At 46.1% G+C, this 26,634-nt stretch carries 20 protein-coding genes; 7 read left to right on the forward strand and 13 right to left on the reverse strand.

The genetic code is table 11. The features are described from left to right. Window positions 1-28: 28 nt before the first annotated feature. Window positions 29-1,135 carry an L-rhamnose/proton symporter RhaT gene (gene rhaT / locus IEY13_RS20315; protein ID WP_188955651.1) on the reverse strand — a complete coding sequence of 369 codons (1,107 nt, stop codon included), beginning with the start codon at window positions 1,133-1,135 and terminating at the stop codon, window positions 29-31. A gap of 184 nt (window positions 1,136-1,319) precedes the next feature. Between rhaT and IEY13_RS20320 the strand changes: the two genes are divergently transcribed. Together IEY13_RS20320 and IEY13_RS20325 are read left to right on the forward strand one after the other, a co-directional pair. Then, a complete protein-coding gene (locus IEY13_RS20320; RefSeq protein ID WP_188955653.1) occupies window positions 1,320-2,351 on the forward strand; it encodes a GntR family transcriptional regulator in 1,032 nt (343 codons plus the stop codon). 460 nt (window positions 2,352-2,811) lie between these two features. Continuing rightward, complete coding sequence (locus tag IEY13_RS20325) at window positions 2,812-4,104, forward strand: rhamnogalacturonan acetylesterase (protein WP_188955654.1); 1,293 nt, start codon at window positions 2,812-2,814, stop codon at window positions 4,102-4,104. Here IEY13_RS20325 and IEY13_RS20330 read toward each other — a convergent pair. The 3 genes from IEY13_RS20330 to IEY13_RS20340 all read right to left on the reverse strand — a co-directional run bounded on the left by IEY13_RS20330 (window position 4,101) and on the right by IEY13_RS20340 (window position 7,146). Then, on the reverse strand, window positions 4,101-5,141 hold the full coding sequence (locus IEY13_RS20330) for a LacI family DNA-binding transcriptional regulator (protein WP_229687933.1): 1,041 nt from the start codon (window positions 5,139-5,141) through the stop codon (window positions 4,101-4,103). The two genes, IEY13_RS20325 and IEY13_RS20330, sit on opposite strands and share 4 nt — an antisense overlap. A gap of 12 nt (window positions 5,142-5,153) precedes the next feature. Next, the gene (locus IEY13_RS20335; protein ID WP_188955657.1) at window positions 5,154-6,644 is read right to left on the reverse strand and encodes an ArnT family glycosyltransferase; all 1,491 of its coding nucleotides are present in this window, start codon (window positions 6,642-6,644) and stop codon (window positions 5,154-5,156) included. A 115-nt stretch (window positions 6,645-6,759) separates the two neighbouring features. Further along, window positions 6,760-7,146, reverse strand: a complete 387-nt coding sequence (locus IEY13_RS20340) for a GtrA family protein (RefSeq protein WP_229687934.1) — start codon at window positions 7,144-7,146, stop codon at window positions 6,760-6,762. A gap of 118 nt (window positions 7,147-7,264) precedes the next feature. Here IEY13_RS20340 and IEY13_RS20345 point away from each other — a divergent pair, with 118 nt between their 5' ends. The 3 genes from IEY13_RS20345 (at window position 7,265) to creD (ending at window position 9,626) form a co-directional block, all read left to right on the forward strand. After that, a complete protein-coding gene (locus IEY13_RS20345; RefSeq protein ID WP_188955659.1) occupies window positions 7,265-7,957 on the forward strand; it encodes a hypothetical protein in 693 nt (230 codons plus the stop codon). Continuing rightward, window positions 7,954-8,253, forward strand: coding sequence for a winged helix-turn-helix domain-containing protein (locus tag IEY13_RS20350; RefSeq protein ID WP_188955661.1), 300 nt, complete (start codon window positions 7,954-7,956; stop codon window positions 8,251-8,253). The genes IEY13_RS20345 and IEY13_RS20350 overlap by 4 nt, the downstream gene beginning before the upstream one ends. Window positions 8,254-8,324: 71 nt before the next feature. Then, complete coding sequence (creD, locus tag IEY13_RS20355) at window positions 8,325-9,626, forward strand: cell envelope integrity protein CreD (protein ID WP_188955663.1); 1,302 nt, start codon at window positions 8,325-8,327, stop codon at window positions 9,624-9,626. Window positions 9,627-9,709: 83 nt separating this feature from the next. On the opposite strand, the gene IEY13_RS20360 is transcribed toward creD, so the two are convergent. Beyond that, complete coding sequence (locus tag IEY13_RS20360; protein WP_188955664.1) at window positions 9,710-10,162, reverse strand: PepSY-like domain-containing protein; 453 nt, start codon at window positions 10,160-10,162, stop codon at window positions 9,710-9,712. An 80-nt stretch (window positions 10,163-10,242) separates the two neighbouring features. On the opposite strand from IEY13_RS20360, the gene IEY13_RS20365 reads away from it, so the two are divergent. Then, a complete protein-coding gene (locus IEY13_RS20365) occupies window positions 10,243-11,826 on the forward strand; it encodes a PQQ-dependent sugar dehydrogenase (RefSeq protein ID WP_188955666.1) in 1,584 nt (527 codons plus the stop codon). On the opposite strand, the gene treY is transcribed toward IEY13_RS20365, so the two are convergent. From treY to IEY13_RS20390, 5 genes are all read right to left on the reverse strand, one after another. Then, window positions 11,723-14,380 carry a malto-oligosyltrehalose synthase gene (gene treY / locus IEY13_RS20370; RefSeq protein ID WP_188955668.1) on the reverse strand — a complete coding sequence of 886 codons (2,658 nt, stop codon included), beginning with the start codon at window positions 14,378-14,380 and terminating at the stop codon, window positions 11,723-11,725. The two genes, IEY13_RS20365 and treY, sit on opposite strands and share 104 nt — an antisense overlap. Before the next feature lie 2 nt (window positions 14,381-14,382). Further along, window positions 14,383-16,191: a malto-oligosyltrehalose trehalohydrolase gene (gene treZ / locus IEY13_RS20375; protein WP_188955670.1), complete on the reverse strand. Its 1,809-nt coding sequence runs from the start codon at window positions 16,189-16,191 to the stop codon at window positions 14,383-14,385. 172 nt (window positions 16,192-16,363) lie between these two features. Next, entirely contained in the window at window positions 16,364-17,986 is a 1,623-nt protein-coding gene (locus IEY13_RS20380; RefSeq protein WP_188955672.1) for an endo-1,4-beta-xylanase, read from the reverse strand. A gap of 20 nt (window positions 17,987-18,006) precedes the next feature. Beyond that, window positions 18,007-19,818, reverse strand: coding sequence for a RagB/SusD family nutrient uptake outer membrane protein (locus IEY13_RS20385; RefSeq protein WP_188955675.1), 1,812 nt, complete (start codon window positions 19,816-19,818; stop codon window positions 18,007-18,009). A gap of 19 nt (window positions 19,819-19,837) precedes the next feature. Then, window positions 19,838-23,011, reverse strand: a complete 3,174-nt coding sequence (locus IEY13_RS20390) for a SusC/RagA family TonB-linked outer membrane protein (RefSeq protein WP_188955677.1) — start codon at window positions 23,009-23,011, stop codon at window positions 19,838-19,840. 373 nt (window positions 23,012-23,384) lie between these two features. On the opposite strand from IEY13_RS20390, the gene IEY13_RS20395 reads away from it, so the two are divergent. After that, the gene (locus IEY13_RS20395; RefSeq protein ID WP_188955679.1) at window positions 23,385-24,416 is read left to right on the forward strand and encodes a LacI family DNA-binding transcriptional regulator; all 1,032 of its coding nucleotides are present in this window, start codon (window positions 23,385-23,387) and stop codon (window positions 24,414-24,416) included. A gap of 144 nt (window positions 24,417-24,560) precedes the next feature. On the opposite strand, the gene IEY13_RS20400 is transcribed toward IEY13_RS20395, so the two are convergent. The 3 genes from IEY13_RS20400 to IEY13_RS20410 all read right to left on the reverse strand — a co-directional run bounded on the left by IEY13_RS20400 (window position 24,561) and on the right by IEY13_RS20410 (window position 26,340). Continuing rightward, the gene (locus IEY13_RS20400; protein WP_188955681.1) at window positions 24,561-25,193 is read right to left on the reverse strand and encodes a hypothetical protein; all 633 of its coding nucleotides are present in this window, start codon (window positions 25,191-25,193) and stop codon (window positions 24,561-24,563) included. A 205-nt stretch (window positions 25,194-25,398) separates the two neighbouring features. Next, entirely contained in the window at window positions 25,399-25,878 is a 480-nt protein-coding gene (locus IEY13_RS20405) for a hypothetical protein (protein WP_188955683.1), read from the reverse strand. Window positions 25,879-25,947: 69 nt separating this feature from the next. Further along, window positions 25,948-26,340, reverse strand: a complete 393-nt coding sequence (locus IEY13_RS20410; protein WP_188955685.1) for a Rid family hydrolase — start codon at window positions 26,338-26,340, stop codon at window positions 25,948-25,950. Window positions 26,341-26,634: the final 294 nt, after the last annotated feature.

Genomic DNA, 26,634 nt, shown 5'->3' on the forward strand with positions numbered 1-26,634 from the left:
CTTGTTTATGATTTAATAAGGGTTACTACTATTCGGGTAAAGCAACCTGCTCCACACCTGCTTTCTTTTCTTCTGCGTCTTTTTTAATGGCATTACCACGGCCTACCAGCAGTATCGACAGCATAATCACCAGGATACCGGCAATAACAGTTGCGTAGGTTTTGCGGCTTACTCCTTTCCACTCTTTTAATATCAGGCCCCACACGTTGGCAATCAGAATAATAAACGCCATGTGTAATATCCAGGAGCTGGCACCGTTACCCAGTTTGCTTTCTGCCATTCCGTAGAAGAAGAACTGCAGAAACCAGGTAATACCTGCCATAGCAGAGAAAATATAGTTAGATGCCAGCGGCGCCTTCTTATCGGTATAATCACCAAACGTTTTGTTACGGGCGTTCAGTATCATACACCAGATAAAATTGGTAGTTAAACCACCCCATAACAGCACTACATAAATAACGTTGTTCTGAAACAGCGGGTTGTTACCCAGTTCCACCGCTTTTTCCGCCATAGGCTTACCCGCTTCAATACCAAAGTTGAAACACGCGCTCAATACACCGGAAACAATGGCTACCACCAGGCCCTTCTTAATATCAAATTCTTTATTACCAGCCCCTGCGTCACCGCCAGCCAGGTCTTTATCTTTCAGCATACCTGCTTTACCGCAGATGATGATGCCTATGGTACATACTAAAATACCCAGCAGTACGGTACGGCCCCAGCTTTCAGAAAACATGAGGGAAATTGTATCCTTACCGGTAGTGGGAAATAAATCGTAATAAACAGAGGGAATAAGGGAGCCAAATACAGAACATAACCCTAAGATAATACAGCTACCCAGCGATACCCCCAGGTAACGTACACCCAGGCCATAGGTTAAACCGCCAATGCCCCATAAAACACCCATCAGATAAGTCCAACCCAGGGTAGAAGCACTGGTTTGTTTAATAATTTCAGCAAAACCAGGTATGGTTAAATAAGCAGCAATCGGTGGCACAATCAGCCATGAAAAAAGTCCACCTACAATCCAGTAACTTTCCCACGACCACTGTTTAACTTTTTTAAAGGGTATGTAAAAACTTCCGGAGGCAAAACCACCTATAAAGTGAAAAATAACACCTAAAATAACATTCATGTTGATTCTTTATTTTTCTATGGCAAAAATCAGAGGGCTAAAGATAGAAGCAAGGAATAGGATTGCTGTCATGCACTGTCATGCTTTCGCTACATTTTACCACTTCGCATTTTTGGCTTTTCTTACTTAAGATTTTACTGTAAGTTTGGCCATCAAGTTTTTAACAAGGTAGCTTGCATCCCCCATGAAGAAACCTGCTATATTTCAACATCTGTACATAGATTATTATTCTGCCACTCCCAAGTATCTGCAGCTGGCAAACTGTATTATTAAGGCCATTAGCGAAGGGGTTTTACAAAGCAGTGATATATTACCGTCTATTAACGAACTGAGCTTTGAATTTGAAATATCCCGCGATACTGCAGAAAAGGGATACAAGCACCTTAAAAAGATAGGCATACTGGGTTCTGTTCCCGGCAAGGGATACTTTGTAAAAAGTACAGAACTAAACCAGAATCTCAAAATATTCCTGTTATTCAATAAGTTAAGTGCGCACAAGAAGATTGTGTACGATGCTTTTGTAGCCAGCCTGGGCGAACTGGCTGCTATTGACTTCTATATATATAATAACGATTTTTCGCTGTTTAAGAAGTTTCTCACCAACAGCAAAAACGACTATACACACTATGTAATCATTCCCCACTTTCTGGAAGGGGGCGAAAATGCGCACGAAATTATCAATACCATTCCCTGCGACAAGCTGATTCTGATGGATAAGCTGGTATCAGGTGTGGAGGGCAACTACGGTGCCGTGTATGAAGACTTTGAGGAGGATATTTACCATGCCCTGGAACAGGCCAACGACCTGCTGGGCAAGTACCATACCCTCAAGATCATTTTCCCGGAATACACCTATTTCCCGCACGAGATACTGGAAGGCTTTTTCCGGTTCTGCCACCAGTACGCCTTTAACTATAAAGTAGTACACGACATCAGCAAAGAGCCCATCCGTGAAGGCGAGGTATATATTAACCTGATGGAAAACGATTTGGTAATACTGATTGAAAAGATACTCGCTGCCAAACTGAAAGTAGGAAAACACGTTGGTGTAATTTCCTACAACGAAACCCCGCTCAAAAAGATCATCCTGAACGGTATTACCACTATTTCCACCGATTTTCAGCTGATGGGCGAAAAAGCTGCCCAGCTGATACTGGAACAATCATCCCAACACCTGGCATTACCTTTTTACCTGAAAAGAAGAGCTTCCCTTTAATGTTACCGGTCGCCTTTGTGTGCCGGTAAGCCTGCTTTAATCGTCTCCGGTTTCAGCCCAATAATGCGGCCTGTTCCGGCTGCGCATTCTCTTTGGTTGCCCTTATATCCTCCGTAGCTTCCTGCTTTATGCCTTATGGCAAACTGTGGCTTTATAGCTTACAACCTGTATGCAAAAAGGAGGATAACCCAGTGATAACCCAGTAATGACCCAGTGATAACCCAGTCTAATAAGTAACTGGGTTATGTCTGCCTTATCTCTGGTTTATATCCGGGTTATTCTTTAGAGAAAGTAGCCTGCACCTACAACAAAGGTTTCCGGTACCCACAGGCAGGTTATCAGCTACCAGCCACAAAAGCATATTTAAACCACTCAGTTACAGGACAGTGCAGGACGAACATGCTGTTGTGCCGGTTAACTTTACTGCCTCACATTACCTTTGGCTCAATCAACCTTATTTATGACACAACTGAAACGATTGTCCTTAACCTCAGCCGTATGGCTCATAGGCCTGTCGCTATACGCACAGCAACAAACAGAAAACAACTACCGGTTCAGCTTTGGCCCCGGCAAACCTGCTGCGGGTTACCGGAAGGTAGCAGACACCGATATCTATTCTGAAGAAAAGGGGTATGGCTATGACCTGGGTACCACTCCGGCACCGCGCAAGCCATTCTATTTTTCGGTAACCGTGCCTGAGGGCAATTATAATGTAACCCTTACACTGGGCAGCACTACCGACAGCGCTTTTACCACTGTAAAAGCAGAAAGCAGACGCCTGCTGCTGGAGAACGTAGTTACCCGCCCCAATGGTTTTACCGCCAAAAGCTTTACGCTGAATGTAAGGCGCCCGGAAATTGCCGGAGGCACACGCGTAAGTTTAAAAACACGCGAGCTTACCAAGCTGGACTGGGACCGCAAACTTACTTTTGAGTTTAACGGCCCTGCACCAGCCGTACGTGCCATTACCATTACCCCTAACCCAACGGCCGTAACTGTGTTTCTGGCAGGCAACTCTACCGTGGTAGATCAGGATGAAGAGCCATGGGCATCGTGGGGACAAATGATTCCGCGCTTTTTTAAACCCGGCGTAGCCATTGCCAACCATGCTGAGTCTGGCCTTACGCTGGGTAGCTTCCTGGGCAGCAAACGCCTGGAGAAAGTATTAAGTGTAATGAAGAAGGGCGATTACCTGTTTATTGAATTTGGCCATAACGATCAGAAAGATAAAGGTGTTAACGATGGCGCTTTTAAATCCTATACAGAAAGGTTAAAACTGTTTATCCGCGAAACCAAAGCAAAGGGAGGTATTCCGGTGGTGGTTACTTCTACCAGCCGCCGCAGGTTTGATAGCAGTACCCGCAAAACTATCAACACCCTGGGAGATTTTCCGGAAGCTGCACGCAGAGTGGCGATGGAAGAAAAGGTTGCGCTGATTGATCTGAATGTTATGACTACCGCATTGTATGATGCATTGGGTGTGGAGCCTTCTAAAAAAGCCTTTGTACACTACCCTGCCAATACCTGGCCCGGCCAGGATAAAGTGCTGGAAGATAACACGCACTTTAATGCCTATGGCGCATATGAATTAGCAAAGTGTATTGTAGAAGGGATAAAGCAAAACAAACTGGGCATCAGCAAATACCTGTTAAACGATACCCCGGCATTTAACCCAGCCAAACCGGACAGTGCAGATACCTGGTATTTACCAGCCAGCCCCAGAAGTAACGCCATTAAGCCAGACGGTAATTAACGGACGGGCTTTTTAGTAGAGCCACGCACAATTAACCTGGGCGGTAATTTCTGATTACCGGTATTACCCGATGCAGCAGCTGATTTTTTACCCAGCTGCTGCATCAATAATTCTACGGATGTTCTGGCAATTTCTTCAATAGGCTGCTCGATTACCGTAATACCTCCGGGGTAGGTATGAAAAGCTTCATGATCATCAAAACAAATCATAGCCACCTCTTTCGGCACTTTTATCTTCTGCTTACCTATGGCTTCCAGCCCCGCAATGCCCAGATAGTTGGTAGCAAAGAAAAGTGCATCCAGCCCTTTATGTGTTTCCAGATAACTGGCAATGGTATGCACCAGTTCTTCTCTGCTGATACCATAAGGTATTTTCAGTACGTTTTTTTTATCAAAAGGCAGTTTATGGCTTTGTAAGCCTTTTTTGTATGCTTTTTCCCGTTCGGCCATTTGCACCAGTGCCAGATCGGAGGTTACAAAACCTATATTACTATAGCCTGCTTCGGCCAGGTGTGCCATTCCCTTTACAACGCCCTCAAAATTATCTACCAGCACATGAGGTGCCTCTACCTTATCCAGATAGCTGTCTACCATTACCACACTCTTGCCCTGTGCCTGTAGTAACTGAATATCTTCCTGCATACCTGCTACCGGTGTAACTATATACCCTTCAATGTTCATCTGGCGCAGCAGCTTCATCATATCCCGGGTTTTAGGCAGGTTGTTATCGGTGCTGCCATACATTACTTTATAGCCGTACTGCTCAGCCTCTGCCTCTACCACTTTGGCCAGGGTGGCAAAAAAGTTACCACTTACGCTTTCCACCAGTACCATAATAATATTGGAATGACCTGTTCTTAAACTTACAGCCAGCGGGTTGGGAGAGTATCCATGCTGTTTGCTGGCTTTAAGAATTTTGTCGGCCACCGACTTGCTGATACGCATTTCTTCTGCCTTACCGTTCATTACAAAAGATACGGTAGTAGCAGAGGTACCCGTTATACGGGCCAGCTCTTTGATGGAAATTTTACGTTTCAAGGCATCCAATATTTAGTGTACAGGAGAAGCAACCGCCTCTTTATATCCTTTCAGCAGATATACTTTAAAATAACGGCAGGGTTTTCCTCCTCTGGTTTGTGCAAAGGTTTGTAATAACTCTGCCGATGCAAACCATTTTCCATAAGTGGTTGCCGGGTTATCCGGATAGTTACTGGGCACAATACACAATGCGTTTTCTCCTTTCTGTAACGATGGTCTCAACCGGTTAAGCCAGGCATAATGGTGCAAATCGTTTATATCACCCAGCCCTATTACGGGGCTGTTGGTTTTTCTTGCAAGATAATATTCTTCATGGGCAGCGGGAAACCATTTATTGCAAACAATTTTAGTACCTGCCTGCAATACCCCTTCCTGCTCACGTTGCCGGTACCAGTTGGCATACACGGCTCCAAACTGCCGCCAGCCGTACAGGTCCAGGGTAAAATCTGTTTCCCCGTAGCTTTCCTTGTCTTTGCTGCCTATAGTACCGGGATACAGGCGTATTAATCCAATGCCGCCCACCATTACTACTGTAATCAGCACCGTTGCCGTTTTAAGCAGCCAGTGGGTTTTACCAGCCCTTTTACTACTGCCTGCAGCTGTATAATCAAAATAAGCAGCGGCCAGAAAATGCAGGCTTAAAAAGCCCGGACCACTCCAGTGCGGCAACACACTGCGGAATAGCGATACACCAGTGGTCATAATAATAATCGGCAGCCCGCACAGCAGCAATATCCGTTGGGTGGCCTTTTGCACCAGCACACGCCGCCCGGCATAAATTACCGCAATGGTTATGGCTATTACATTCAGTGGGTTATTATAAAATAACTGTCCGAAAATGGTTTGCAGAAAGCTGTCGGTATCCAGCGAAAAAGTGTTTACCTCTACCCGGTTGCTGTGATAATTCCAGGTAACAAACTGGTTTTGAATATTCCAGATAAGGATGGGGCTGATGATAGCAGCGGTAATGAGCGCAGATACATACAGCCAGGGAGAAGACAGCAGTTTACGCTGGTACAATAATATATATAAACCCAGGCCGCCCCATAAAAACACACCATGCACCTTACACATAATGCAAAGCCCGTTCAATACGCCTATCATTACCCAAGTCCAGGGCGATATACTTTTGCCTTCAGCCGTACGCTGCACCAGAATAACGGAATAATACAAACCAGCCAGCCAGCATACCACCTGCGGACTATCCGGCAATATAAAAGTGCCGGCTATTACACAGCTGTATATGCTGGTATTGTAAAGCAGGGCAGCATACCAGCCGGTACGCGCATTACGTACAAAACTGCCAATATGAAAACTGAGTAAAGTGCCTATGGCCGCAAACACTACCGAACCCAAGCGAATAAACGCTTCGTGGGTAAACGTAAGGTTGAGGCTGAAAAAGCGGATTAGCCAGGCTACGCCCGGAGGATGATCGAAGTAATTAGATTGTAAATGCAGGGCATAGGTGTAATAATATACCTCATCATTTCCCAGTTCAAGCATTGCGGCAGCAATGAGCCTGACTATGGAAGCAATCAAAACAAGATAGAATAGTTGTTTTTTATACATGCGATCAATCATCCCCTACCTGTAGGGGTACGGAATACCCGGGTAGCTTTTATTTAAAATTGAAAAAGAAATTGCTGAAAAAATTCCAGAAAAACACGCAAACTACCGCTAATCCTTTCGAAATATAAAACTTAAACTGCACCTTTTCGTTAAAATACCACACCAACAGATTATTCAGAATAAGCCCTACCAGCGAAAAACACAGAAAACGCACCAGATCGGCCTGAAAAGTGGCGTCATTGTGTTTTTGAAACGTCCAGTACCTGTTCAGAACATATCCATTACCCACCGCTACAGTAAAGCCACATGTGTTAGCAACAAACTTATTAATCCGTAGTTTTTCCTTCAACAGCCATGTTATTCCAAAGTCGATACAAACGCCGGTTGCGCCAACAAGTCCAAATTTTATCAATCGCAACAGCATACTCGGTATCATGTATTTAGCTTTTTTTGGTCAGGCAACAAAGGTAACAGAAACAAAAATCAAAATTTTTCCATGCGTAAAATGCCTTGTAATTGATTTTTTCTGTTCCTTTGACAAACAAAGTGCTTTTATGAACAATCCCCACCAGCATCTTTCGGCCTTACAGGACATTCGTAGTATGATGGAAAAAAGCAGCCGCTTCATCAGCCTTAGCGGGCTTAGCGGCATTGCTGCCGGCGTTTGTGCGCTGATTGGCGCATGGGTTTCGTATGACTATGTGTATGGCTATAAAGATTATATGATGGGTTCCTACTCCTATGAAAGAGGAGGAAACAGCTCGCTGGCATATGATGCCGGTATGGATTTCAGCATTCAACTGCTGTTGAATACTACACTTTTCTGGATTGCGGCGGCTACTTTTATTGCCGCGTTCATCAGCGCCTTTGTATTTACATGGATTAAAAGCCGCCGCGAAGGGGTGCCTATCTGGGGCAAAACCGCTCAGCGCCTCATGATTCACGTAAGTGTGCCGTTGATTGCAGGTGGATTGTACATTTTAAAACTGCTGCACTTTGGCACTTTTGGGTTGGTAGCTCCCGGCTGTCTTATTTTTTACGGTCTGGCGTTACTTAACGGCAGCAAGTTTACTCTCAGTGAAATTAAGTATCTGGGTTACGGTCAACTGGCACTGGGCATTATCAATTTGCAGTTTACCGGTTACGGTTTGTATTTTTGGGCGGCGGGATTTGGCATATTGCATATTTTATACGGCGGCATAATGTGGTATAAGTACGACAGGAATACCAAAACAAGTGAGGCATGAAGAATCCGATTGAAAATCTGAATAAAATTTTTGACAGTCGCATCCGTTTAGGCATCATGAGTGCCCTGATGGTGAACGATGAGGTAAGTTTTAATGAACTAAAGGAGTTGCTGCACATTACGGATGGTAACCTGGCCAGTCATTTAAAAAACCTGGAAGAAAACAATTGCCTGAAGGTTCAGAAAAGCTTTGTGGGCCGTAAAACCAATACCACCTACTCCGCTACCAAAGTAGGAGAAAAGGCTTTCAAGCTGCATCTGGATGCGCTTGAAAAAATGATCAGGTCTATCGAGTAATTTTTTTTGCTCCAATACTTTGCAAAACAAAGCCCTTTCAATACACACAAATCAACATAAATATAACAGTCATGTCCTCTAAAATCTTACAAAAAGCACTCATCACCACCCTGTTAATAGCGGCTCTAATGGTTCCATCCTGCCTGCTCACCAATCTGGTAAAGGAAAGAGAAAACATTCAGCAGCAGGCCACCCAGGAAGCCGGGCAGAAATGGGCCACTCCGCAGGTATTTGCCGGCCCCTACATCAGCGTGCCCTACACCGGCAAAGACCAGCACACCGGACACGTACTGCTGCTGCCACAGCAACTGAATGTACATAGCGAGCTACAGACGGAAGAACGCAGCCGTTCTATTTATAAAATCATGTTTTACCGCACACAGCTTACGGTAAACGGTAACTTTCTGTTGCAAAAACCCACACAAATTCCACTGGAGCTGCTGGACCTTTCCAAAGCCAGCCTTTGTATAGGTCTGAGCGACCGTAAAGGCATTGAAGAAAAAATGGCCATTACGGTAAACGGCAAAAACTACGATTTTCAGCCTGGCCTGCCCGACAATAAGCTGCAACTGCCCGGCCTTTCTGTAGCTTTTCCGTTAACAACTGCCAGTTTTGATTCAGCTTTTCCTTTTAACATGACGGCACATTTTAAAGGCAGCGGCCAGCTGCATTTTGCCCCCTTAAGCGCCAACAGCAGTTTTACCATGGCTTCTGCCTGGCCCAGCCCTTCCTTTGATGGCAATACCTTACCGGTAAGCCGTAGCGTAACAGACAAAGGCTTCTCTGCCACCTGGAAATTTAACCAGGCCAACCTGCCTTTCACTGCCAGCATTGTACACGAAACACCTGAGCTGAAGCATATTCTGTTTGGGGTAAGCATTGTAAAACCCGCAGATCAGTACGCCAAAACCATGCGTACCATTAAGTATTCGCTGCTGGTAATCAGCCTCACTTTCGCTTTATTTTTTATACTGGAACTGCTGCAAAAGAAACCGGTACACCCCATTCAATATGTGCTGGTGGGGTTAGCATTGATTGTTTTTTATACCCTGTTATTATCCGCCAGTGAGTTTATCGATTTTGATCTGGCGTATGTATTATCGGCCGTTGCTACCATTCTGTTGATAACCCTGTATGTAAAGGGCCATTTTAAAACCTGGAAAACAGCGGGCATATTTACCGCTACGCTGGCCGTGTTATACAGCTACCTGTTCTGCATTATACGGCTGGAAGATACCGCCTTGCTGGTAGGAAGTATAGGGCTATTTATGATACTGGCGGTTATTATGTTCTTAAGCCAGCGTATTAACTGGTACAAACTGGATGCGCCTGCAAAAGACCATTCTTCTGCACACCCTGAACCCACCATATAATAGCAAGCACCCGTGCAGAATGACAAAAGGGCACTCCGGGGGGAGGTGCCCTTTTTGATATTCATTCGTTTCTGTCAGTACCGTTAAATAGACTGTATCTCCTTCTGCAACACGCCTTTCTCATTAAAGTGCAGATATTTTTTCTGTACCAGCGAGCTCTTCTCTACGTAAATACGGTACTCCAGTGGCTTGTCTTTTTTCCAGATAACGGTTACTTCACCTGGCGTCCACTCACTGTACCTGCTTTTGCTTAAACCCGTTTTTACATCTTCCGGCAAATTGCTGAACTCCAGTGGCTGATTGGTTTCTTTCCATTCGCCTTTGCTGGTAAACCAGGCTTCGGTTTCTATGCCTTTCAGTGTAAAACTGGCCTGCCAGCTGCTGAGTTTGTCTTTCCAGGAAACATCAGTGGCTTCCGGAAACTTCTCTTTAAAACCATTGGTTACCGCCGATGGCATTTTTCTTATCTGAGCCTGTGTAGTCATTGCCACACCTGTCAGCAACACAGCCAGCACAAAACCTATCCATTTTTTCATAGTCATTACATTTTAGATATCTGCAATAAAGCAAACATCATGCAACTCCAATATGGCAGGTTTATTGCTCGCCGGAAGGTATGAAACTGAAATGGCTGGTATGGCTTTGTTTACCCTTGTTTACAAACGCCCAGACAGATACGGTAACCGGGCCGCTGGGCGAAAAATTTGCGGTAAAAACCGTTGCCCGCAACCTGAGCGATCCGTGGGAAATAACTTATGGCCCCGATAAACACCTGTGGATTACTGAAGCACGGGGCTACCGGGTAAGCCGTATTCATCCACGCACCGGCGAAAAACAGATATTGTTAAATCTTTCCAACCGCAAAAACTTTCAGCGTTATGATGTTATTGCCGACTCACTGGATGGTGGTAAACCCTGGCCACAGAGCGGTTTAATGGGCATGGCTGTACACCCCTTGTTACAAAAAGGAATGCCCTATGTATATGTAGCCTACCTGTATTATTTTGAAGGTGCAGACCAATCCGGCACCGGGTGCCTGCCGGGTAGAAAGGGCTGTATTTTCCGTACCCGCATTGAACGGTACCAGTACGATTCTATTGCACATACCCTTACCAACCCTGTAACCATATGCGAAAGCATACCGGGCAGTAACGACCACAATGGCGGCAGACTCATCATCGCTCCTGTTAATCAGCAATACTTTCTGTTTTACAGTGTGGGAGATATGGGAGCAGGCCAGTACGACAATGCAGGCCGTGAAAACCATGCACAGGATGAAATGAGTTACGAAGGTAAAATTCTCCGTTTTCACACTTTGCCAGACAGCAGTGCTGCCGGGCCAAATGCCTGGATACCGGCAGACAATCCTTTCAATCCCAGCCAGCAGCATCGTAATGCTGTATGGAGCGTGGGCCACCGCAATCCGCAGGGGCTGGTACATCACCCGGCAACAGGCAAATTATATGAAGTAGAACACGGCCCCTTTTCAGACGATGAAATTAATATGATTGAACGCGGCAAGAACTACGGCCACCCGCTGGTAATAGGCTATAACGATGGCAACTACAATCAGCTGGCAGCAGGCGCTACGGCAGACAGCACACTGCCTGGCAAGTGGCACACCAGCTATCCGTTTATACATAGCGAGCAGGAAAACGCCAGGGCTATAGGCCCGGACTACCGCAACCCAATGAACTCGTTATATCCGGCCGCCGGCCGCATGTTATCTGCTCTGCTGCCTAAGATTATTACGGGCAACAACGAAAACAAAGAGTGGCTTTCAGAAGCACCTGCGGGCATGACTTTATATACTTCCAACGCCATACCCGGCTGGCACAACAGCCTTTTAATAGCCACCCTGAAAGGTGGGCGCCTGGTAAGGTTACAGCTGAACAATACGGGCGATAGTATTATCAGCGATACTGTTATGTATTTCAGAGATCAGGTGCGCTACCGCGATGTGGCCGTATCTGCCGATGGCTGGAAAATATACCTGGCCACCGACAGTGCTACCCGCTCTTCCGGCCCTTCGGGCGATAAAGGCATTGAATACGAAAACCGCGGTGTAATTCTGGAGTTTACCTATATTGGCAAATCTAAACCTGCTGCACCACCGGTGCCAGCACCAGTACCGGTAAGCGGCTCTGCCAGCCCGTTAATTCCAGCACACCGTTATTATTCCTATAACGAAGTCCCGTAAAAATATCCTGCCATTCCACCGGAGCCTCATCGGTTAGCTGTACCTGTATACCGGCAGGTGTTCCGTTGGCAATAGCTACCGGCAGCACTACTACCGCCCACTCCGTTTTGTAATGGCGGACATAAGCAATGGCAGTACTATTACTACCGGCTACTGCCAGCGGGTAGTAATCACCCTCGTTAAACAAGGTTGCATGCTGCCGGCGAAAGTGCAATATCTGTGTGGTTACAAACAACTTTTCCATACCTGTATACCGGTGCTCTGCCAGCCATTGAAAAATAGTTCCCCGGTCATTGGCAATACGATGGTTTATCTGCTGCAACAGATTGTTTCTCCATTCGTAGTTGATAGCACGGCGGTTATCGGGATCAACATAACTGGTATCCCACAACTCACAGCCCTGATAAATATCCGGTATACCCGGTGCCGTAGCTTTTATAATTACCTGCACCAGCGAATACAAAGCAGCTACGCCTGCTACTTTTTGCGCAAAAGGCACAAAGGTTCTCAAAAAGGGTTCATGCGTCAGAAGCCCCAGCATAAACCGTACGCAGGCTTTCTCATACTCCTCATCAGGTTCCGTATAAGTGGTGTAAGTTTTTGCTTCACGCAGTGCTTTTATTATAAACTGTTCCGAGCGTTGTCTAAACTCCTCTCCTGCCAGCCCATCAGAAGGATAGCTGCCTATGAGCGACTGATAGATAAAATACCTATCGTTGGCAGAAGGCATCTTCCTGTCATCTGCTACAGTAAGCAGTGGCTTATTTACTTCCTCCCACTCCTGCACTTTCTGTATCCATTCATCCGGCAGTTCGCTTAATACATTAATCCTCAGCCGCGCATCTTCGCCCCGCTTGGTATCGTGTGTAGAGGTGGCGTTTAAGGAGTAGTTGCTGAACTTTCTCCGTTGCTGCATTTTTTCATGAAACGTATCTATGGTAATACCCAGCTGCTCAGGCGAATCGCCAACTTCGTTATGGGAAATAAGTGGGTTGTATACGTAAAACGTAGTGTCTTCCACACCTTTGGCTGCCAGCGGGCCGGTAAACTGCATCAGACGTCGTATAAAATGCATGCGTCGCTCATTCTGCTCCTCACTGGCTCCGGGTGCAAACAGGGTGCGTATTTCTGCCAGTTCCTCCCAGCAGGCAGGGTCTTGCTGCACCGCAAACTCCAGCGATTGCTGTATCCTTTCCAACTCATCTTCCCGTAAAGGAAAGCTTTGCGGATAAATACGGTACACCGGAAAAGCCGCCATCCATACCCCCAGCGCCCTGCGCAACTTTTCGGTATTAAAGGAAGGCGGCAGCAATTGCCACTCTATCAGCTCATGCGCCAGCGTATCCCATTCACCATGCAGGTACTTTTCCAGAAAGGAATATTTGTTACGGTATACCAACTGCCGGTAAGGCTGATCTGTTCCCGTAAAAGATGTATAGAACTGATGTATTTTTTCAGCGCCTTCCCGGTTGGTAAGCACCTGGTTGGTAAAAGCCAGAAACTCATACCCGCTGCTGCCCTGTATGGGCCAATCCTCCGGCAGTTGCTCGTTATACTCCAGAATCTTTTCTACTATAATGTAACAATCCGGTCCAAGCAGTGCGCGCAGGCGGGTTACATATTCCAGCGGATCAAACAAACCATCTATATGGTCAATACGCACCCCCTGTATCAGACCTTCCTTATATAAATCTGCTATCAGTTGGTGATAATCATCAAACACTTCCTGATCTTCCATGCGCAGGCTGATGAGCGCATTCACCGCAAAAAAGCGGCGATAGTTCATACCTGTATCTGCCTGTTGCCAGCAGGAAGGGGTATACCATTGTTTATTAATAATTTCCGTTAGCAATCCCTCATCATTGTTAGCTGCTTCCAGCTGGCTATTAACCAGTTGCAATTGCTGTGCATCTGTATCCACTGCTTGTATCCAGGCCCGCTTAGCCTCCTGCCACTGCGCCAGGGTACCGGTTCGGTAAATAGCGCCGGGCAGACCTTTACCAGCTGCATCACCCAGCAAAAGCTCCAGCGAATCCATCGACAATGGATACGTACTATCAAAGTAATGCAACACAGGCCCCTGCTTTGTCCAGCCCAGCTTCAGCTCTTTGCGCTGCACACACTCCTCAACTGTGGCACCCAGCACCGGCACCAATACTTTACCACGCAACTGGGTGGTATGGTGTTGCCAGTTGATATCAAAATAGCGGTAGAAAGGCGAGTACTCGCCCCTTTCCAGCACATCAGTTAACCGTAAATTGTCTGCACTAAAAGCCATGTGGTTGGGTACAATATCCTGCAACCAGCTCATACCATACGCTTTCAACAGGGCAGCTATTTCACGCAGATCTTCCTGCGTACCAATCTCCGGGTTAATCCGGTGCGGATCAGTAACATCATACCCATGCGTGCTGCCTGCCACCGCAGCGGTAATAGGCGATGCATAAATAGTGGTTATGCCTGCCTGATGCAGATAAGGTATCAACGCTTTTACATCAGCAAACGTAAAGCTGCTGTTGAGTTGTAACCGGTAGGTAGATATGGGATAAAACATAGTTAGCTATTTTTCTTTTCAAACACTGATACTGCAAATGGTGAAATATGATGGGTGCTGTAATCTTCTTTGACAGAAGTAGTAACAACATAATCCAGGCTATGGCATATATCCGGCAAAGGCCGTATTTCGTTACTGAAATTAAATACTATTACCAGTGCATCTCCGTTTCCGGTACGCTCAACCAGTAACAGCTTTTCTTCTTCGTTCACGGGCCATACCTGTACACTATCTCTTTCAAAGCAACGCATGGCGGGCCGTGTTTTACGCAGCTGAATCAGCTGCTGGTACCAGCGGAACATATCAGCTGCCGCCTCATCTCTTCCACAGGAATGGGTAAGTATGCAGGATTCAAACACCGTCTCCGATTGCGGATCGGGAAAGTCGCCTTCAAATTGAAAGTAGGCAAACTCCTCCCGCCTGCTCCTGCGCACTACCTCAATCAGATCATCATTTTCATGATGTACAAAAAAGAGGAAAGGATTTTTTTCACCGTATTCCTCGCCCATAAACAATAATGGTAAGTGTGGCGATAACAACACAGCGGCAGCTGCCAGTTTCAGTTGTTGCTCTGAAAGAGATGCAGAAAGCCGGTCGCCCAGCAACCGGTTTCCAATCTGATCGTGGTTTTGAGAAAACACTACAAATTTTGAATACGGAAGCCCTGTTACCGGCAAACCGAAGGTTCTTTTGCGGTGCGGGGAGTAATTGCCATCATATACGTATGTATCGCGGAAAGCCTTCTCCAAATGCTGCAGCCTGCCAAAATCCTCATAATACCCATTTACTTCACCGGTTAATACACTGTGTAAGGCATGATGAAACTCATCGCTCCACTGCCCCTGCAATCCGTAGCCCCCCTCTGCAATGTCTTGTATATAACGGGGATTGTTGAGATCTATTTCTGCTATCAGTATTTTGGTTCTGCCGGTAGCTTCTTCCAGTTCCTTAACGGCCTCACTTATCTGCTGTATAATATGGTGGGCGCCGAAATCCCAGATGGCGTGTACCGCATCCAAACGCAGCCCGTCTATCCGGCACTCATCCAGCCAGAACAATACATTCTGTAAAAAGTAATTACGTACCCCATCACACCAGGCGTCATCAAAGTTCAGCGCCTTGCCCCAGGGTGTTTTATACTTACCAGTAAAGTAGGGGCCATATTGCTCCAGATAATTACCATCGGGGCCCAGGTGGTTGTACACCACATCTAATATTACCGCAATACCTGCGGCATGTGCTGCATTTACCAGTCGCTTTAAGCCTGCCAGGCCACCGTAAAAGCCGTGTACGGCATATACATATACGCCATCATACCCCCAGTTACGGTTACCCGGAAACTGGTTTACCGGCATCAGTTCAATGGCGGTAATACCCAGCTGCTGTAAATAAGGCAGTTGCTCAATAATACCCTCAAAAGTGTGCGCTGCAGAGAAAGCACCGGTATGCAGTTCGTAAATAATCAAGTCTTCCAGGGGTAATCCTTTCCAGTTATCATCTGTCCAGGCAAACTGCCGGTCTGCCACCTCAGAAGGGCCATGAACGCCCTCCGGTTGCGCAACAGAAGCCGGATCGGGAAAGGCTTCTTTATTATTGAGCAGAAAACGGTAACGGTCGCCCGCAGCCAGTTGGTGGGTAGTAGCCCGCCAGTAGCCCCACTCCCCTTTCTCCAATGGTATAGTCAGTGGCTGTTCGCCCGCTGTTACCAATGCCACTGCTGCTGCCTCAGGCGCCCATACCGTAATATCGGCCAAACCATCGTTACGTAAAAAAACACCCGGCCGGGGGTGATAAATAGTATAATGCTCCATATATGGTACGAATAGGCATTATGCGTACAAAGAACATGCAACGTTATTTATGATGTAATGGCATGGGCAGGCTGTAGAGACGAACGGAACGGTGAGGAAGATTCACCCCAGAAAACAAGAAGGACGGAAAACTCCGTCCTTCTCTAATGATTATTCAGTAAAAAGGGGAAAGCTATTGGGTACGCAGGCCTTGCAGCACCGCCCCATAAGCTGGCTTTTTAGAGTAATCTGCATTGTACAGCAATGGATAATCGCGTCCGTTGTTATACAACCAGCTGGTATTGTCCGTAACGCCCCAGATGGTAATGCCATGCTGCTGCGCTTTGGGAATGTATTTTTTATAAGAATCTATTACGTATTTGTACATGGCCGCCTGATAGCTGGCTTCTGTAGGGGTAAGGATAAAACCGGGCTTGGCAGATGGGTTTATTTTTACATCCAGTTCAGAAATGCGTATCAGCAATCCGGTAGCCGCCAGCTTCTGCATCATGGCATCAATACCTGCATAGGAGGTATTCCAGGCAATGTGTAGCTGCGTGCCAATGCCGTCAATCTTAGCGCCTTTGCCTTTCATTTCAGTAACCAGCGCAATTAAGGAGTCCAGTTTTGGTGTACTGGATTCTATGCCGTATTCGTTAATAAACAATAAAGCAGAAGGGTCTGCAGCTTTTGCGTAGTTAAACGCTTTCAGCACAAAATCGCGTCCCATATATTCTTCCCATATAAAAAGGTCTTTTGCATTGGGGTCGGCATCTGTACTGTTAACCGCATTACGGTAGGCGCCTGAAGGGCTTAACACTTCGTTCACCACATCCCATGCTTTTACCGTGCCTTTGTAATGCGTTACCATTCCGGTAATAAACTTATTCAGTGCGGTATCCAGTTTAAGCGCTACCTGTGTAAGGTTAGTAGTAGGTACAACTTCTTTTACACTGGCATCATCTATATAATACGTATTGGCCACCTGCCCCATATCAAACAGGAAAGTGTTGGTGGATGAGTTAGCCCGGAAACTAAAAGAAATCTGCTGCCAGGAAGTGCCAATCGTTTGATCGCCCTGGTATTGAGAACTGCCTGTAGCGGGGGCAGTACCCAGCGATAAGCGGATAGAGCCACCTGCATTGGCTGCTTTTACCCAGTAGGTAATTACATAGTCTTTGCCGGATACAGTAGCAAAAGAAGCACTGGATACCTGCACACGCCATTGGTTACCGGTATAAGCGGTTGGGTTTACCACCTTCATAGCGCCGGTACCACCATGCACTTCATTGGCTACTGTAGTAGCGGTTACAGTGGCGGTACCGGAAGGGTTGCCGGTATTAAATACGCTCCATCCTGTTAAACCCGATTCAAAACCGGGGGCGCCCAGCAACTCAGCCACCGCAGGCTTCTGTAAGCCGGAATAGGATTTCAGATAATCAGCATTCTGATTACTGTGCCAGCCCAGCGTATGACCAAACACTGCAAGGCCCGAACAAGCAGCCAGCAAAGCATCCGGACGGGTAAAGTCCAAAGTGCCGTTTGCCTGCACAACAGCTCCATGCTTCATATGGTATCCAAAGGTTACGCCATCATAATCGCGCTTTACCACTGCTGCATATTTAGCATCAGTAGTCATAGGGGTATAATCAATGGCAGCTCCCATGGTAATATCTGTAGCCTCTTTCAGCGCAGCGCTGCTGTCTGAATAGTTGCCGGTATTCAAAATGCCAGCATCTTTCATTTTGGTGCAGGAGGCTGAAACCATCAGCAAGGCAACTCCTGCTATTGTATTTTTAATTGTATTATATTTCATTGCAGCTCATTTTGTGGTGATTAGTTGTAACCCGGATTCTGATATTTCGCTTTTTCGGGGTCGTTCATAGCATCCAGTGTGGTTTGCGGAATAGGCCTCAACACATCCAGCACACGTACTTTGGCAGCTGCCGCAGCATTATAAGTGCGTACACGATCATAAAGTTTATTCCGGCAGGCCAGATCTGCCCAGCGCACGCTTTCGCCACACAACTCACGGGTTCTCTCATCCAGTATAAACTCCAGCGTCATATCCGTATCAGTCAAATCAACCCATACAGGGCTGGCTACAGTACCCGCATTCCTTTTCGTCATCAGGTTTTCACGTGCAGCCAGTACCGGTGCAGAAATGTTAGTACGATAAGCTGCTCTTTTGCGCAAGGTTAATATCAGCGGCAAGGCATCGGCCGGCCGACCGTCACCAATAGCCGCTTCTGCTGCCAGCAGATACACTTCCGATAATTTGCTTACCACAAAAGGTCTTCCAGAAACATCATTGGCAGTACCACGCTTGTTATCATCATACTTCTTCAGGTTCGGGAACATCTGAATAGCCGGGCGGGAAGGCAGATAAAATTCGCGCGGTGCAATGGTGCGGTATTTTTTAGTGCCCAGTGCATTTACCGAATCGGCCCAGGCATCTGTAGGTGCCAGCACATAAGCCGTATCGCCCACGGCAATGCCGGTTACATTGGTATTGGTAGCCAGCCATACGGTACGGAATGTATTATCGTAACGGCTATCATTAATCTTATCGGCAAATGCTACGTTGTACACATAAGGGTTAGGGCAAAGCTGCCTTAACGGACGACCGTATTGTATTACCCTGTCAACCGGATACTTTCCCGAACCGGCCGGAATGGCTACGTTGTTCTGATAATTACAGTTAAAAAGATTGTTGGAAATATTGGCCTTGTTGGCAAAATCGGTACCAGGGCTGGCTACTTCATTGTCAATGGGAGAGCCGGGCAATCTCTCTACAGAGTATAAAATTTCTGCATTGTAGTCATTTCCTTCTTTATGTACATCTGCATAGTCTGCCAACAGGCTTACACCATATTGCCCCTGGTTGTCCAGTAGCTTCTTTGCTGTATTCCATGCATTTTTAAAGTCGTCTGTTTGCTTAGCTGTAGAATACGCACGGAAAAGATAGGCTTTGGCCAGCATGTGAAAAGCTGCCGCCTTAGACAAATAGAAAGCATTGTTTGGTCTTTTGTCTGGTAAGTTTTCTGTAGCAAAAGTAAAATCCTCTATAATGGCTTTATAGTTCTTTACAAACAACTCTGCCTGTGGCAGGCGGTTAAAACCCTGATAAGGGCTTTGATTAAACTGTAGTTCCCCGCTTCCCAGATCTAAAGGTATAGCCCCAAACTGCTGCACCAGCAGAAAATAATACAGCCCTCTTAAATAACGGGTTTCGGCCAGCAGTTTTGTTTTGGTAGCGTCGTCCAGCGCTATTTCTGGTGCCAGTTTCAGAATAGCATTAGCCAGGTTGATGTTAGAAAAGTTGCGGTTCCATGGCGTAAGAATATGTCCGTTGGGCGAAGTAAGCGGGTAAGTACCCAGCTCCAGCTCCGAACCACCGGTAACCTGATCGCCATACGTCCATTCATCCGTACCACTGTTAGCAATCAGTACCGCCCCTATAGGTCCGTAGTCGAAACGCATACCAGAGTATAAGGCATATACTGCCGACTGAAAGCCGCCGGGCGATCTTAAATATTCGATAGTAAAAACAGTATGAGGCTTTTCTTCCAGCTTCTTCTGGCAGCCGCCTGCCAGTAAAACGCCTGCTACCATTAGTGAAGCCTGTATTTTATATATCAGTTTCATATCAGCGCTGCTTTAGTAATTAAAAAGTCAGATTAATACCTGCCAGAAAAGTTTTGGTGGGTGGTGTGGAAGGTGCAATGGTTAATGCACGTGAACTAAGGTTACCCGGGCTTTGTACCCCCTGCGAACCGGTGCCGGTAGCTTCCGGATCAACACCACCTGCACGCATATAAGGCGAATACAATACAAACGGGTTTTGCGCAGCAAAGTATACCCGTAGCGATTGGGCACCTATTTTTTTCAGATGCGCTGAATTAAAGGTGTAGCCCAGGTTAATGCTTCTTACTTTAATAAAGCTGGCATCATAATACCCCAGCGTAGTCCAATCCGTACTAATTGTACGTGTTCTGTTTAAACCGGCAGGTGTGGGAAAAAAATTGGTAGGGTTATCCGGCGTCCAGTAATCTACCTTCAAACCACTTCTAACACCATTCAGGTTGGTGAGGTAAGAAGAATACATCTGATGCAGCTGGCTAACCAGCATACCACCAAACCGGGCATACAATACAAAAGACATATCAAAACCTTTAAAAGCAAAACGGTTGGTCATACCACCTTGCCAGGTAGCCTGCGAACTGCCTATAACACTGCGGTCGGTATTTACATCCAGCTTTCCATCTGGCTTACCGCCAGGGCCACTTATGTCGGCCAGCTTTATATCGCCAGGCTGGTTACCATATTTAGCCGCTTCTGCCGCTTCGCTTATCTGCCATACGCCCAGTTTCGTGTAATCGTAAATAGCCGTCAGCGGCTGGCCCGGAAACAGCTGGGTGGCAATATCCTGAGAAAAGCCGTTGCTCAGCTTCAACAGCTTGTTGCGGTTGTAAAACAGGTTTACATCGGTAGTCCATGTAAAACCAGAACGGCTGGCGATATTGGTGCTGGACAAGGAAATTTCCAGACCGGTATTCCGCATTTCTCCTATGTTGGAAAGAAAAGAAGTTACCACACCAGATGTAGGAGGCAATATAAGACCAAACAAAATTTTATATGTGTGGGCAGTATACCAGTCCACCGTACCCGTAATGCGGTTATTCAGCACACCAAAGTCAACACCAATGTTGGCAGTTTTGGTATACTCCCAATCCAGCTGCGGGTTGGGCAGAGAAAGCACATTGTAGCCAGATACTACAGTAGGGCCAAAGTTATATCTGATAGCACTTCCGGGGCTTCCCTGTGAACCGATAAGGTTATACGGAGATATAGAACCGAGGGAAGCATAAGGGTTTACAGACTGGTTAGAGGTTTGTCCATAACCTGCACGCAGCTTAAGATTGCTAACCACGGACAACCGCCTCATAAAAGATTCGTTGCTGATATTCCAGCCGGCAGAAACGGCGGGATAGCTATGAAATTTATGACCGGGCGCCAGGCGGGAAGAGCCATCTATACGTCCTGTAAGGGTAAGCAGGTAACGGTTATCAAAAGCATAGTTTAAACGCCCCATGTAAGAGATCAGTGCAAAAGAAGTTTCACCGCCGCTTACAATAGGCTTTACGTTGTTAGAGGCGTTGGCCTGCCCCAGGTTATAAAACTGCACAAAGTCTTCATCAATAGAATCCTTACTTACATATGTATTGTGGGTTTTATCTTCCTGAATACTATATAAGCCGGTAAAGTTAATACGGTGCTTTTTCGCGATTGTTTTTTCTACCGTTATCACGTTCTCCACTGTATACCCCCATCCTTCCGTATTGTTTACACTGGCTGTGTTACCCTGCCTTGGCCGGAAATAACTGGGAGCGAATGATTTATCAGCACTCTTAAACTGTGCATTCTCCTGCTGGCGGTAATCCAGGCCTACATTCAAACGATATTTAATTCCGGTAGCAATCTGATATTCTGCGTATAGCGAATTAAACGTGCGTATTCTGCGTACGCGGTCTATCCAATTGTTATTATTCGTTTTCAGCAGCAGCGGGCTGTATTGTGTAAGCCGGTCATCAATATTACCTGTAGGAGAAGTAATAATTTTACCGGTACTGTCGTAAGCAGGCATTAGCGGGCTCAGCGATAGTATGGGAAACATAGGATCGTTAAACTGCGAGCCATTGGTAATGTGTATGCTGTTCAGTGTGTTTAAACCTATTTTTATACGGCTGCCTACCTTGGCATCAATAGTGGCGCGTAATGAATAGCGTTTAAAATCCTGCCCGGGTAACACAGTCGTTTCTTTATAATAACCACCACCCAGCGACCATGTGCTACCGTTAGCGCCACCCGATACTGACAGGTTATGATCGGTGGTATGGCCATTATCATACATCAGCTTCTGCCAGTCTGTTTCTCTGCCTTTGGCAATAGACTCCAGTTCTTCCGGCATATAAGCAGCCGTATAAGTAGAAATATCCCGCATAGCACGATACTCCTGTGCATTAAACAATCTGTATTTTGTTCTAACTGAAGTAATGCCATAGTAACCATTATAAGAAACTCTGGCCTCACCGGTTTTACCGCGTTTGGTAGATACCAGTATTACCCCGTTAGAACCACGGGAACCATAGATGGCAGTGGAAGAAGCATCCTTCAGTATTTCTACCGAAGCCACATCATCCGGGTTAATATCATTGAGGTTTCCACCTTCAAACGGAATACCATCCAGTACCAGCAGCGGATCGTTAGAGCCCTGTATAGAGCGCTCACCACGTATACGTATTACCGCACCTGCGCCGGGTTTGGTGCCTACGCGCTGTACTTCCAACCCCGCAGCACGGCCCTGTAAGGCTCCCTGCAGGTTGGCTACCGGCACTTCACGCAATGCGGTTTCGTTTACAGATACTACAGAACCTGTTACATCTCTTTTACGCTGGGTACCATACCCCACTACTATTACCTGGTCCAGACTATTAGCGCCTGCCGTTAGTTTTATGGTTATAGTAGATTGTGTGCCTACCGGCACTTCGGCCGTGAGGTAGCCCACATAGGTTACTACCAGTATATCAGTATCATGTGCATTGATGGAAAAGTTACCGGCGTTATTGGTGTTTACGCCGGTTTTTGAGCCTTTTATCTGCACCGGCACACCTGCCAGCGGTTCATTTTTTTCGTTGGTAACCATACCGGTTACCTTTTTCTGCTGCGCCTGTAAGGCGGTACCCAGCAGTAACAGCGGCAACATGGCTGCAGCGGCCAGCCACACACACCTGGAAAAGGTTCGCATTCCTGCGACGCGCGCGTTGTTTACAATTCTCATTGACAATCAGTTTTAATCGTTATTGGTTTGGAAGAACAAGCCTTATTATGATGAATGAATAAGCAGCATCGGGATTAGCGGAGTACGCCCACCTGTATATATATCTGTATCGGAAAATCCGGAAACAATCAGTTGTACTGTTTTGTGCATACGCAGCAACACAGCTTCACTACATGCAGAAAAAAACAATAAGCATTGTTTATACTTCTTCATATGGCGGTTTAAAATGGCTTATTAATCAGCTAATCGCTGCACAATCGTTCGTCTTCTGGCTAATGACAGAACGAATATAGAACAATTCCCGAAAATTGCAACCGATTGCAATTATTTTTAAAAAATCTCCATTTATCCTACATTAGCGGAAATACTCCTGATGAGCCAGCCGAAAGAGATTACGATATATGATATAGCGCGGGAGCTGAACATATCAGCTACTACCGTGAGCCGTGGTTTAAAGGGGCACCCTACCATTAATAAAAACACAAGGAAAAAGATAGCCGAAAAGGCAAAGGAACTAGGTTATACGCCCAACACCTTCGCCGGCAGCCTGCGCAGCAAACGCACCAATACCATTGGTGTAATTGTACCACGGCTTAACAGCTACTTTATGTCATCTGCGCTGGCAGGTATGGAACATGTGGCTAATAAAAACGGCTATAACCTGATTATCAGTCAGTCGTTGGAAGACTCGAAAAAGGAAATTGAAAATGCGCATACTATGTTTAACAGGCGGGTAGACGGACTGATAGTTTCGCTGGCTTTTAATACCGAAAACATTGCGCACCTGCTGCCCTTTTCTACCCGCAACATCCCGGTAATGTTTTTTGACCGGGTATACAACAGCGAGCAGTTTACCGGCGTGGTAATAGACAATTTTGCAGCCGGGTATGATGTTACCCGCCACCTGATTAAGCAGGGTTGTAAAAGAATTGTGCATCTGGCTGGCAATACCCTGCGCAATGTATACCACGACAGGCTGGAAGGCTATAGCCAGGCACTGAAAGACCACGGCGTTCCCTTCGATCCTCACCTGGTTATAACCAGTAACCTGAGCGAGGAAGCAGGTGTAGAAACCGCACAGCAGATACTGCAGATGCCACAACTACCCGATGGTATTTTCAGTGCCAACGACAACTGCCTGGTATATTGTATGCTGGAGTTAAAAAAAGCAGGTATACGCATTCCGGAAGATATTGCTGTAGCGGGTTTTAACAACGATCGTGTTTGCCAGATTATCGAACCCAATCTCACTTCTATCGACTATCCCGGCTATGCTATTGGCGAAACCACGGCCACCCATCTTATCAACCACCTGCTGGGGCATACCAACATTCACAATACCAACACCATTGTATTGCGGACAGAACTGGTGGTTCGTGCTTCTTCACTTAAAAGGAAAGAATAGCGCTTGTTTTGGTTGCTGCGAGTTACAACCGATTGCAAAAACAGGTACAATTTCAACCGATTGCGATACTATTTTACCAGGTACTTCCTTGCAACATACCTGATAAAGAAAGAGGCTGCTTCCACCGAAACAGCCTCTTTTGTTTTAGTCATTTAATCCGAGATACGCTTTTACTTCCGTATAATCAGACCAGTTTACCGGAGAGGCCGACCTTGCAGGAGCACTGCCAGGCACAATCATGTAGCGAAACTGGTAATACTTTTTGCCATTTATTGCTGTATAGGAACTCATATCCGCATTAGAATATAATTCAATACTCTTCTCGTAGGCCAATACCCGGATATTAACGTTTGAATAAACATCATAATACGGCAGGGAATGAATAACAGGATCAGCAGGCTCGTTACTGTTGAAATATACTTTTACATCTGCGGTACTCAGCAACGACAGCGTAAGCTTCGGTGCATCAATTACAGCAAAATAGCCCACGGTATCAATACCACCACCTGCAAGATGATTGGTATCGGGCTTAAAAGGCACATCCAGCCATGTGGAATAGATAACATTCGCAGACCCCGGATCGCCTTTGGGACCAGTGGGGCCTGTTGGGCCGGTTGGCCCTGTGGGGCCTGTGGCACCAGTTGCTCCCGTGGCACCATTAGCGCCGTTTGCACCTGCAGGCCCATCGGAGCCCTCTTTACCACAGGAAACCATAAACACAACGAAAAAAAGCCCTGACAACAGAGCTAACGGAGAAATCAACTTACGTCTTTTCATATCTGAGTTAGTGTTAGCGGCATGGAGGGTTAGGTACTCCAGGCCCGATTCTGATTTAAGGGCACTAAAATACAAATTCTTATCTGAACGCTATATGATACGGCTTTTGCACTGCCGCATCGCAAAGGCTCATGAATGCTTAGGGTGTAAAAAACAAAGAGACAGCCCCATTCATGAGACTGCCTCTTTGTTTTATCTATGGATATTATCTGAACATTCTGGTAAGATCGCTCAGGTCAACATCCCCGTCACCATCTTTATCCAAACCCATTTTAACACCAATGCCGCTAAGCGTAGCAGCAACATTGCCATTACCCAGCTGCTGTATCAGCTGCTGAATATTAAAGCCACCCGCCTGGCCAGCCTGACCACGCAGCATGCTTAAAATAGACGGTATCAAAGTAGCAGCAATCCCACCAGCGGCGGCAGGATTAATACCAAACTTCTGCATAATGTTCGTAGCAAAATTACTTTCCATCTGCTGTGCAGCGGGGTGTCCGGGCGTTTGCAGCACTTCTGCCGCTTCATCGCTACGGCCATCTGCAGCCAGGTTGCCCAGGGTTTGGGAAATTACGTTTTTAGCTTCGCCAATAACGCCCTCATTGTGTTCGTTTGGTACGGCCGGGTTATCCACCACAGACTGCTGACTTACCTGTTGTATCAGCTGTGTTATTTGTTCCCACATAAGAAAAACATTTGTATAAAAGTACAGGAATTAGCGATGCTGCATTGCGCATAAACGACTGCACTTATATTATTCAGTGGCAATAATTTTAATTTCCACCAATTGTCCTGGTAAGGCAAGCCCGGTTACCCCTACCATAGTACTAGCTACCAATTTAGGGTCAGTATAATATTCTGTTTTAAAGTTTTTTCTTGCTTCAAATGCAGTGCTCATATCCATTGTATAAATAACCTCTTCCACAACGTTATCCATTGTCATCCCAAATCGCGATAGTAATTCTTTAATATTCGCGTAAGTCTGCTTCATCTGGGCATCCATTCCCTCCGGCAATTCTCCTTTTTCGTTGTGACCAAGCTGACCGGAAATCCACACAGTATTTCCTTTCTTTATTGCTTGCGCATATCCATAAATATCCTCCCAGGGCATTCCGAAACCTTCTCCTTTCTTGTTTTGCTGTGACATTTTTAATAAATGTTATTTTGTTTGGCAAATTTCAAATGCGGTATCCCACCGCATTTAACTGGTTAATAAATCAGATTAGTGATCTCCCCGATCAAAATCATACATTAAAGAAATCAACTTTAACGCCAGGCAATTAAAACACTGATTATAAATAATTTACAAAAAAACAAAACCGCTTCGCGATACGACATTTCGTAATTCTGATTAAAGAGTTTCACTTTTACAGAATAAGGTATCCGAATAAAAAGGGGCTGTATCATACTTACGATACAACCCCTATCCGAAACAAAACCA

The organism is Filimonas zeae (assembly GCF_014641615.1).
Taxonomy (GTDB): domain Bacteria; phylum Bacteroidota; class Bacteroidia; order Chitinophagales; family Chitinophagaceae; genus Filimonas; species Filimonas zeae.

What these genes read in the sequence shown, in the direction of transcription:
- rhaT (WP_188955651.1), bottom strand. Translation starts at nt 1,135, where the DNA reads ATGAATGTTATTTTAGGTGTTATTTTTCACTTTATAGGTGGTTTTGCC.
- IEY13_RS20320 (WP_188955653.1), top strand. Translation starts at nt 1,320, where the DNA reads ATGAAGAAACCTGCTATATTTCAACATCTGTACATAGATTATTATTCT.
- IEY13_RS20325 (WP_188955654.1), top strand. Translation starts at nt 2,812, where the DNA reads ATGACACAACTGAAACGATTGTCCTTAACCTCAGCCGTATGGCTCATA.
- IEY13_RS20335 (WP_188955657.1), bottom strand. Translation starts at nt 6,644, where the DNA reads ATGCTTGAACTGGGAAATGATGAGGTATATTATTACACCTATGCCCTG.
- IEY13_RS20340 (WP_229687934.1), bottom strand. Translation starts at nt 7,146, where the DNA reads ATGATACCGAGTATGCTGTTGCGATTGATAAAATTTGGACTTGTTGGC.
- IEY13_RS20345 (WP_188955659.1), top strand. Translation starts at nt 7,265, where the DNA reads ATGAACAATCCCCACCAGCATCTTTCGGCCTTACAGGACATTCGTAGT.
- IEY13_RS20350 (WP_188955661.1), top strand. Translation starts at nt 7,954, where the DNA reads ATGAAGAATCCGATTGAAAATCTGAATAAAATTTTTGACAGTCGCATC.
- creD (WP_188955663.1), top strand. Translation starts at nt 8,325, where the DNA reads ATGTCCTCTAAAATCTTACAAAAAGCACTCATCACCACCCTGTTAATA.
- IEY13_RS20360 (WP_188955664.1), bottom strand. Translation starts at nt 10,162, where the DNA reads ATGAAAAAATGGATAGGTTTTGTGCTGGCTGTGTTGCTGACAGGTGTG.
- IEY13_RS20365 (WP_188955666.1), top strand. Translation starts at nt 10,243, where the DNA reads ATGAAACTGAAATGGCTGGTATGGCTTTGTTTACCCTTGTTTACAAAC.
- treY (WP_188955668.1), bottom strand. Translation starts at nt 14,380, where the DNA reads ATGTTTTATCCCATATCTACCTACCGGTTACAACTCAACAGCAGCTTT.
- treZ (WP_188955670.1), bottom strand. Translation starts at nt 16,191, where the DNA reads ATGGAGCATTATACTATTTATCACCCCCGGCCGGGTGTTTTTTTACGT.
- IEY13_RS20380 (WP_188955672.1), bottom strand. Translation starts at nt 17,986, where the DNA reads ATGAAATATAATACAATTAAAAATACAATAGCAGGAGTTGCCTTGCTG.
- IEY13_RS20385 (WP_188955675.1), bottom strand. Translation starts at nt 19,818, where the DNA reads ATGAAACTGATATATAAAATACAGGCTTCACTAATGGTAGCAGGCGTT.
- IEY13_RS20390 (WP_188955677.1), bottom strand. Translation starts at nt 23,011, where the DNA reads ATGAGAATTGTAAACAACGCGCGCGTCGCAGGAATGCGAACCTTTTCC.
- IEY13_RS20395 (WP_188955679.1), top strand. Translation starts at nt 23,385, where the DNA reads ATGAGCCAGCCGAAAGAGATTACGATATATGATATAGCGCGGGAGCTG.
- IEY13_RS20400 (WP_188955681.1), bottom strand. Translation starts at nt 25,193, where the DNA reads ATGAAAAGACGTAAGTTGATTTCTCCGTTAGCTCTGTTGTCAGGGCTT.
- IEY13_RS20405 (WP_188955683.1), bottom strand. Translation starts at nt 25,878, where the DNA reads ATGTGGGAACAAATAACACAGCTGATACAACAGGTAAGTCAGCAGTCT.
- IEY13_RS20410 (WP_188955685.1), bottom strand. Translation starts at nt 26,340, where the DNA reads ATGTCACAGCAAAACAAGAAAGGAGAAGGTTTCGGAATGCCCTGGGAG.